Raw genomic sequence first — 9,038 nt, 5'->3', positions numbered from 1 at the left:
CTCATCGCCTCCATCCGACGCACCGCACGGTTCATCGCAAGGGCTTGAAATCAATGGGTATTAGTTTTGAGTCCGACTCTCAGTCTGGGGAGAGGGACATATGGCTATGAAGGTCGCCGCCGTCCAGACCCCGTCCTGCCGCAACAGGATGCGCACGGCATCTCCGGCGCGTGCATAAGAGGCAGTGCTAACCTTAGCTTAAGTTTTCCCGGCTAGGTTGGAGATGATCCGCAGGTCCGACGGCATGCCTGCCGGAAAATCCTGCATATCGTTCAAATCTTCGACAAATGCAGGTGATGAATGAGCAGGCCCGTGACGATCATGCGCAGCAGGCTCGCACTCATGTGGCTCGCCATCGCACTGGCCGTGGCCCCGGCAACCATGCTGATCCAGCCGCGGATGGCGCATGCGGATCAAATGGCTCTTGCCGTCCCCACCGGCAAGGTGGTTCTGGACGTGTCGGGCAAGCTCGCCGTCACAAATACACCGGGCGGCACGGCCATCTTCGACCGTGCGATGCTCGCCGCCATGCCACGCAGCACGATCGAGACGTCCACCCCCTGGACCAACGGCATCCAGCGATTTGACGGCGTGTCGCTGGCGGCGCTGATCCAGCGCCTGGGCATCGACAGCCCCACGGTCACGGCACGCGCCCTCAACGACTATTCCTATACTTTCGACGTCGCCGACGCGGTGACCCGCGGCGGGATCATCGCCGACACCAACAATGGCAAGCCGATGTCGGTTCGCGAACGCGGTCCGCTGTGGATCGTGTTCCCGCTCGACGCCCTGTCGGAGCTGGACGGCGCCGGACGCCACGAGATCCAGTCGCGCATGGTCTGGCAGTTGAAACAGCTGACTTTCGAGTGATTGCACAGGCCGATGCGCTTTCTTCCCGCCTCTAAATTCGTTGCCGCCGCCCTTGGTGTGATGATCGTGATCCTGGTCGCGATCATCGCGTGGGCGGTCGCGTCGCTGGTGGCGGAAACCCGTCTGCGGGCAACCGAGCGCACCGAACGCGACTGGGCGGTCATTCAACTCGACTTCGAGACGCTGCGGATGGCGAACGCTTTCACCGAATACCGGTTTCAGCGGGATCCCGACAGCCTCGACGAGTTGCTGCTCAGGGCCGACATCGTCTACAGCCGTCTGAGCATGTTCGAACAGGGCATCGTTGCCGAGGCACTGGCCGGCCGCGAGGACATGGCGGATCTGTCCCGCACCATCCGCTCGACGCTTCTGGACGTCGAGGCGGTTGCGCTGATCACCGACGACACGACGCTCGCATCGGCCGCAATCGGCATCGAAGCCCTGCGCGCCAAAGCCTATGACGCCTCGGTGATGCTGCTGCTCGACAGCAATCGCAGCCTGGCCGCCCTTGAAGACCGTCTGCGATCGATGTGGTACTGGATCGCCGTTCCGCTGATGGCGCTGCTGGTCGTGGGTGGCGCCCTGGTCATCTTGCTGACCCGGGCGGTGAAGCACGAGACCCTGCGCCGGGAGGAAGCAAATGCCGCCCAGCGCGCAGCACTTGCCGCCGAACAGATGCTGTCCAATGCCATGACCGCGATGTCCGACGGCCTGATGATCGCCACGCCCGATGGCCGGATCGCGGTCGCCAACCGCCGGATCGACGAACTGCTTCCCGACACGGTCCCCCGCCCGTTCACCGGTCGCCACATTCAGACCCTGCGCCAGGAGTTGATGGACAGCGCCGTCATCGATATCCGCAGCCGGATCAGCGGCGTCGACATACCGGTGGACGATGCCCCGCCGACCCATGAGGATCGCGATCATGAAGTTCATTTTGCCGGCGATCACTGGCTGAGGATCACCCGTCGCGCCATTGCCGATGGCGGCCTGGTGTTTGTCATGTCCGACATCACCGCGCTGAAGCTGCGCGAGCGGGATCTTGCCGTCGCCAAGCAGGCCGCCGAAGCCGCCAGCCGTGCCAAGACCGAGTTCCTGGCGAATATGAGCCATGAGTTGAAGACCCCGCTGAACGCGGTCATCGGCTTCACCGACATGGTCACCCATGGCACCGCCGGGCCGTTGAACGAACGACAGCGCGAATATCTCGGGCATGTCAGAGACGGCGGCAACCGGCTGCTGGGCCTGATCGACGACATCCTTGAAATCGTGCGGGCCGACCGCGATGGCATGACAACGGCCCCGATGGATCTGGACCGCCTGGTATCATCGGCCCTCAGCGATGCCGAGCGCCTGGCTCAGGATGCCGATCTGACGCTGGCGCGCATGCCCCATGATCCGTCGACCGACTGCGCCATCCGCGGCGATCGCCGGTTGTTGAAGCGGGCGCTGGACGCGCTGCTGTCGAATGCCATCAAGTTCACGCCCCAGGGCGGCCACGTCACCGTCACCCTGAAGAACCGAACCGCATCGCTTCCCGATGGCGGCACGGCGGCGGGTGTGGAGATCATCGTCGCCGATACCGGCATCGGGATCGCCGCCGAACAGATCGAGCGCGTGCAGCAGCCCTTTGTGCAGATCGACAGCAGTCTTACCCGTCGCTATGAGGGCGCCGGACTGGGCCTGCCGCTTGCCCGGCGCTTCATCGAGGCCCATGACGGGCATCTGGTGCTGACCTCGGTGCCCGGCATGGGCACCGAGGCACGGATCTGGCTGCCACTCGCATCGATCCAGGCAGAGATCGGCCCTCAACCGGTCGCACGTGCGGTGGCGTTCTAGTTCAGTCCCGGCAGTTCTTCGCCCCCCCGGTCGCCGGCAGCGTGATGACCGCCCGCGTGCCGCCGCCGACGCGGCTGTCGAGATCCAGCCGGCCGCCATGCGCCTCGACCAGACGGCGGGCAAGCGGCAGACCCAGCCCCGTGCCTTCGAAACGCCGCGAGAAGCCGGCATCGAGTTGGACGAAGGGCTCGAAGGCGCGCTCCACATCCGCCGGGCTCATACCGATGCCATCATCGGCGATGATGATCCGCACACCCGCTGCGCCGGCATCGGCTGCGGATGTCGATGGCACAGACAGCGCAGCCGCCGCCGGCAGCGGGGCCGGCCTATGGGATCCCGATGGGCAGAGCGCGGGAGAGATCGCCACCGGCGCCATGACGACAGGACAGGCCGTCACCGTGATGCGGCCCCCCGGATGCGTGAACTTGATCGCGTTCGACAGCAGGTTCACCACCACCTGCCGGATACGCAGCTCGTCGGCGACAATCCGCAGCGACGGCGGCTCGACATCCAGCGTCATCGCCAACTGCCCCTCATCCGCTTTCGGCTGGAGCATGCGCACAGCCGTCCGGAGCAATCGCGCCAGATCGAGCGGTCGCGGATCCATGGCCAGGGTCGCCGCCTCGGCACGGCTGAGGTCGAGAATATCGTTGATGACGCTGAGCAGATGGGTGGCGCTGTCGCGAATATCCCCGAGATATTCGCGCTGCCGGTCCGATATCGCGCCGGCATAGCCCATCAGCAGCATGTCTGTGAAGCCAATCACGGCATTCAGCGGCGTGCGCAGTTCATGGCTGACATTCGCGAGAAAGTCGTTCTTGACCTTGTTGGCCCGTTCGGCCGTATCGCGGGCTGCCGCAAGCGCCGCCTCGCGCGCCTTGACCATGGTGACATCGGAATAGAGCGACAACAGCCCGCCATCATGGGTTGGAAATTCCCGCACCATCAGCCAGCGACCGTCGGCCATCCGGAACTCGAACCGCCCTCCCCCATGCCGGCGCATCTCCAGCCGGCGCCGCAACCAGTCTTCCGCCGGCTCGCCCATCGTATCGATCACACCGCGGTCGAGGGCGTCGCGCATCAGAACATCGAAGGCGACCCCACCAGCCAGCCGCGTCGAGCCCTGGCCGAGCATCTCCTCATAGCGCCGGTTGCTGATGACATAGGCGTCGTCGGGGCCGCACAGCAGAAGCGCATCGCTCATGGAATTGAGCGCGTCGAGCAGGCGCGCCTCGCTTGTCCGGCGCACCTGTTCGGCATCCATCGCCCGGGCAAGATTGCGCAGCGCCCGCAGCCGTTCCCGCCTGACCAGCGCCGCCAGCCCGACAATCGTCATGCCCAGCACCACCAGCATCGCCGCCAGCATGCCCTGACTTGGCATCACCAGATCGACGCCGACTGCCGCGGCCATCACGACCACGACAGCCCCCAGCCCCATCAACCCCCTGGCCAGCCAGTCGGCGACCTTTCCCCGCCTCCCAAACACTGCGGTTTCCTTCTTGTCGCTTCTTGTTGTTTTGTCGTTCGGGCCCAGTCGGCCGGGCACAATCGACGATACAACCGGCCGGAACCCGTTCACTCCACAGCGTGAACGAGGACCGGTCAAGCGCCGTCCACGCCGCCGCCGCCCCTCCTCTGACGGTTCATGCGCTTCTGGTCTTGCACTTGGCCGCCACCCGCAGTAAAACGCCCCACGATCCGGATGGTACGGGGCCGTAGCTCAGCTGGGAGAGCACCTGCTTTGCAAGCAGGGGGTCAGGGGTTCGATCCCCCTCGGCTCCACCAATTCCGATCAGCGGCGCGATGACGCGACGCGATCGCCGGATCAGACCATCTGCCGTTCTGCATCATCTGTCCGGTTGACAGCCGCAAGCTGCCGGGGCATGCGTTCATGCCGACGCGACCCGCCGCATGCGGGCGCGAGCGCCGACCAGTCGCATGCGGGCGCGAGCGCCCGTGCCGACGCCATCTCCCGGAGCCAGACCAGCGATGCCCGTTCCAAGCCCCACCCATGTCCTGACAATCACCTGCCCCGACACTGTCGGCCTGGTGGCGGCCGTGTCGGGCTTTCTGTCCGCGGAAGGCGCTTTCATCAATGAGAGCGCCCAGTATGGCGACCGTGAGACTCAGACCTTTTTCATGCGCGTGGTGCTGTCGGCCGCTGCCGGCGGCGGTGCGGGCGAGGATGCGGACGGGCTGGGCCTGCGGTTCACCGATCTGGCCCGCCGCTTCGGCATGCGCTGGACACTGCACGACCTCTGCCGCCGCCCGCGGGTGCTGATCTGCGTGTCCAAGGCCGGTCATTGTCTGAACGATCTGCTGCATCGCTGGCACAGCGGCCTGCTGCCGATCGAGGTGGCAGGTGTGATGGGCAACCATGACAGCCTGCGTCATCTGGCGGACTGGCACAATGTGCCGTTCCATCATCTGCCGGTGACGCCGGCCACCAAGGGCGACCAGGAACGGGCCCTGCTCGATCTGATCCGGAACCTGGACGTCGAACTGGTGGTTCTGGCCCGCTACATGCAGATCCTGAGCCCGACGCTGTGCCAGGCGCTGTCCGGGCGCTGCATCAACATCCATCACAGCTTCCTGCCCGGCTTCAAGGGCGCACGGCCCTATCATCAGGCCCATGCCCGCGGCGTGAAGCTGATCGGCGCCACCGCTCATTACGTGACCACCGATCTGGATGAGGGGCCGATCATCGAACAGGCGGTGGAGCGCGTGGATCATACGCATACCTCGGAACACCTGGTAAGCATCGGCCGTGACATTGAAACCGTCGTGCTGGCCCGCGCGGTGCAGTGGCATGTCGAGCGCCGGGTTCTGATCAACCAGCACAAGACCGTCGTGTTCCGCTGAGCCGCAGGCCGGTTCCGGATGCGGCAGCCCCCGGGGACGCCGCCGGCCGGGGCCGCCGCATCGCCGGTTTTCCTGTCGCTGAGGATGTTTCCCACCCCTCGTTTCGCGTTGTGTGCAGCTTTTGCTTGCCCGGCCGCCCTGACGCACGGCTAAACTGGCCCCGGAGCGGTTGTCCGCCATCGAGGGGACAGGAAGGCAGCCGGAGAGACAGATCAGAAGACGTCTCAAAATGGGGGAGAGATATCCATGAGCATGCTGAGCACCCGCAAAACCATGGGCGCAAGGATCGCCGGCCTGGCGCTGGCCGCGGCGATCACCGTTGCGGCACCCGTGGCCGCCAAGGCCGAACAGTTTGTCAACGTGCTGACCGGCGGCACCAGCGGTGTCTATTATCCGCTGGGTGTGGCGCTGTCGAAGATCTATGCCGACAACATCCCCGACGTGCGCACCTCTGTGCAATCGACCAAGGCCTCGGTCGAAAATCTGAACCTGCTTCAGGCCGGCCGGGGCGAGATCGGCTTCGCCCTGGGCGACTCGGTCGGCATGGCCTGGTCCGGAGATGAAGAAGCAGGCTTCAAGGGCAAGCTCGACAAGCTGCGTGCCATTGCATTCATCTATCCGAACTATGTCCAGATCGTCGCCAGCCAGGACAGCGGCATCAAGACCCTGGCCGATCTGAAGGGCAAGCGGATCTCGGTCGGCGCGCCACGCTCAGGCACCGAGTTGAATGCCCGCGCAATCCTGAAGGCGGCCGGCCTCACCTATGGCGATCTGGGCAAGGTTGAATATCTGCCGTTCGGTGAGTCGGTCGAGTTGATGAAAAACCGCCAGATCGACGCGACGCTGCAGTCGGCCGGTCTGGGCGTGGCATCGATCCGTGACCTGGCGACCAGCGTGCCGATCACCGTGGTGGCGGTGCCGGCGGATGTCGTGGCCAAGATCGGCGATCCCGCCTATCAGGCGACGGACATCCCCGCCAACACCTATGACGGCCAGACCGAAGCCGTGCCCGCCGTCGCCATCGGCAACATCCTGGTGACCCATGCCGATGTGCCGGACGCGCTGGCGCACGAGATGGCCAAGCAGATGTTCGACAACATGAATACCATGACCGCGGCCCACGCCGCCGCCAAGGCGATCACGCTGGAGAACGCGACCAAGGGCCTGCCGATCCCGCTGCATCCCGGCGCCGAGGCCTATTACCGCGAGGCCGGCGTCCTGAAGTAATCGCGCCGACGGACACCATGCGCCGGGCCGCCGCAGACGCGGCGCGCCCGGCGCATGGTGTCTGGACCCCAACGCGCCATCAGGCGGCTTCAGGTACAGGCCAGCGTCCGGAAGATCCACGCGCATGACAGCATCCACCGACCGGGCCGCCGCGCCCTCATCTCCCGCTGAGCCGGTTTTCGAGGCGGGGCCCATGCATGGGCCATTGCCGGATCGCCGCCAGGGTTTCGGCCGGGCGATCTTCCTGATCGCCGTGATCTTCTCGGCCTTCCAGATCTACACCGCGGCCTACACGCCGCTGTCGAGCCTGGTGGTCCGGTCGATCCATGTCGGCTTCCTGCTGCTGCTCGGCTTCATGTTGACCGCCGCCCATCGGCCGGCCGGATCGCCGTTGAAGCTGCTCGATATCGGGCTGGGCCTCGCGGGCTTCCTGCTCGGCCTGTATCACTGGGTGTTCGAGACCGACATTCTGCTGCGCGCAGGCGATCCGTCGGACACCGATATCGTGCTGGGCGTGCTGCTGCTGGCGCTGGTCTTCGAAGCGGCGCGGCGGGCGATGGGCATTGCATTGCCGATCATCTGCGGGCTGTTCCTCGCCTATGCGGTCTTCGGTCATCTGCTGCCCTCGCCGCTCAACCATCGCGGTTACGGCTTCGATCAGGTGATCGACCAGATGTTCCTCGGCACCGAAGGCATCTTCGGCATCCCGATCCTGGTCTCGTCGACCTACATCTTCCTGTTCATCCTGTTCGGCGCTTTTCTTGAACGCGCCGGCATGGTGATGCTGTTTTCCGACATTGCGATGGGAACGGTGGGCGGCGCGCGCGGCGGTCCGGCCAAGGTGGCGGTGGTATCGTCGGCGCTGATGGGCACCATCAACGGCTCCGGCGTCGCCAATGTGGTGACCACCGGCCAGTTCACCATCCCGCTGATGAAGCGCTTCGGCTATCGCCCGGCCTTTGCCGGCGCGGTCGAGGCGACGGCCAGCATGGGCGGCCAGATCATGCCGCCAGTGATGGGTGCGGTCGCCTTCATCATGGCCGAAACCCTGAACGTGCCCTATATCGACGTGGTCGAGGCGGCGCTGATCCCGGCCATACTGTACTTCGCCACCGTGCTGTGGATGGTGCATCTGGAAGCAGGCCGCCTGAACCTTGCCGGCCTGCCCAAATCCGAGCTGCCCGATCCGCTGGCGGCATTGAAGGCGCGCTGGCATCTGCTGCTGCCGCTGGTGCTGCTGGTCTATCTGTTGTTTTCCGGCTACACGCCGCTGTTTGCCGGCACGGTGAGTCTGGCGCTCACCGCGGTTCTGATCCTGGGTTCGCCGATCGCATCGGCGATGCCCGCCATGCCGATCCGGATTCTGTTCTGGGTGGTCATCGGCCTTGCCGCCGCCGGCTTCTTCCGGTGGGGCATCGATGTCATCGCCGCCGTCATCCTGGTGCTGGTCGTCGTCTGCTTCGTGATGCGCGGCTCAAGACCCACCCTGACCATGATGGTCGATGCGCTGGCCGATGGCGCGCGCAACGCCCTTGGCGTGGGCATCGCCTGCGCGCTGGTCGGCACCATCATCGGCGTCATGACCCTGACCGGGCTCGCAACCAATTTCGCGCGCGTGATCATTGATGTCGGCGACCAGAGCCTGTTCCTGTCGCTGGTGCTGACCATGTTCACCTGCCTGGTGCTGGGCATGGGCATTCCCACCATTCCCAATTACATCATCACCTCGTCGCTGGTCGGCCCCGCCTTGCTGGAGCTGGGCGTGCCACTGATCGTCAGCCATATGTTCGTGTTCTATTTCGGCATCATGGCCGATCTGACGCCGCCGGTGGCCCTGGCTGCCTTCGCGGCCTCGCCGATCGCCAAGGCTTCGGGGCTCAAGATCGGGGTCAACTGCCTCAGGATCGCGATCGCCGGCTTCGTGGTGCCGTTCATGGCGGTCTATACCCCGGCGCTGATGCTGCAGGATGGCGGCCCGCTGGCCCAGTCGATCGGTTACTGGCCCGCCGTCGGCTTCATCGTGCTCAAGGCGCTGGTGTCTATGGGCCTGTGGGGTGCCGCCAGCATCGGCTTCCTGGCCGGCCGGCTGGCATGGTGGGAACGGATCGCCGCCATGATCGCGGCCTTCCTGCTGGTGGCGGCGCTGCCGCTGACCGACGAGTTGGGCCTGGGGCTGGCCGCGATCGTGATCGCCCAGCACCTGATCCGCCGCCGGCGCACGCTGCGGATGGCGGGTTGAT

The 9,038-nt window shown here is 65.5% G+C and carries 6 protein-coding genes and 1 tRNA gene; 6 read left to right on the top strand and 1 reads right to left on the bottom strand.

Going from position 1 to position 9,038, the window contains the following annotated elements; genetic code table 11:
- Positions 1 to 342 precede the first annotated feature (342 nt).
- The gene (locus tag IEW15_RS20225) at positions 343 to 870 is read left to right on the top strand and encodes a hypothetical protein (RefSeq protein WP_229708380.1); all 528 of its coding nucleotides are present in this window, start codon (positions 343 to 345) and stop codon (positions 868 to 870) included.
- Positions 871 to 882: 12 nt separating this feature from the next.
- Positions 883 to 2,709 carry a sensor histidine kinase gene (locus IEW15_RS20220; RefSeq protein ID WP_188581308.1) on the top strand — a complete coding sequence of 609 codons (1,827 nt, stop codon included), beginning with the start codon at positions 883 to 885 and terminating at the stop codon, positions 2,707 to 2,709.
- 1 nt (position 2,710) lies between these two features.
- Here the strand turns inward: IEW15_RS20220 and IEW15_RS20215 are convergent, their stop codons facing one another.
- Positions 2,711 to 4,195 carry a sensor histidine kinase gene (locus tag IEW15_RS20215; RefSeq protein ID WP_229708377.1) on the bottom strand — a complete coding sequence of 495 codons (1,485 nt, stop codon included), beginning with the start codon at positions 4,193 to 4,195 and terminating at the stop codon, positions 2,711 to 2,713.
- Positions 4,196 to 4,418: 223 nt separating this feature from the next.
- Between IEW15_RS20215 and IEW15_RS20210 the strand changes: the two genes are divergently transcribed.
- The 4 genes from IEW15_RS20210 to IEW15_RS20195 all read left to right on the top strand — a co-directional run bounded on the left by IEW15_RS20210 (position 4,419) and on the right by IEW15_RS20195 (position 9,037).
- A tRNA-Ala gene (locus IEW15_RS20210) sits at positions 4,419 to 4,494 on the top strand.
- Between the two features lie 204 nt (positions 4,495 to 4,698).
- A complete protein-coding gene (gene purU / locus IEW15_RS20205; RefSeq protein ID WP_188581306.1) occupies positions 4,699 to 5,571 on the top strand; it encodes a formyltetrahydrofolate deformylase in 873 nt (290 codons plus the stop codon).
- A gap of 246 nt (positions 5,572 to 5,817) precedes the next feature.
- Positions 5,818 to 6,798 carry a TAXI family TRAP transporter solute-binding subunit gene (locus IEW15_RS20200; RefSeq protein ID WP_188581304.1) on the top strand — a complete coding sequence of 327 codons (981 nt, stop codon included), beginning with the start codon at positions 5,818 to 5,820 and terminating at the stop codon, positions 6,796 to 6,798.
- A 124-nt stretch (positions 6,799 to 6,922) separates the two neighbouring features.
- Positions 6,923 to 9,037 carry a TRAP transporter permease gene (locus tag IEW15_RS20195; RefSeq protein WP_188581302.1) on the top strand — a complete coding sequence of 705 codons (2,115 nt, stop codon included), beginning with the start codon at positions 6,923 to 6,925 and terminating at the stop codon, positions 9,035 to 9,037.
- Position 9,038: the final 1 nt, after the last annotated feature.

It is taken from the genome of Tistrella bauzanensis, from assembly GCF_014636235.1.
Lineage (GTDB): Bacteria > Pseudomonadota > Alphaproteobacteria > Tistrellales > Tistrellaceae > Tistrella > Tistrella bauzanensis.
Note: the sequence above shows the minus strand (reverse complement) of the source record. Positions and strands in the feature narration are given on the sequence as shown.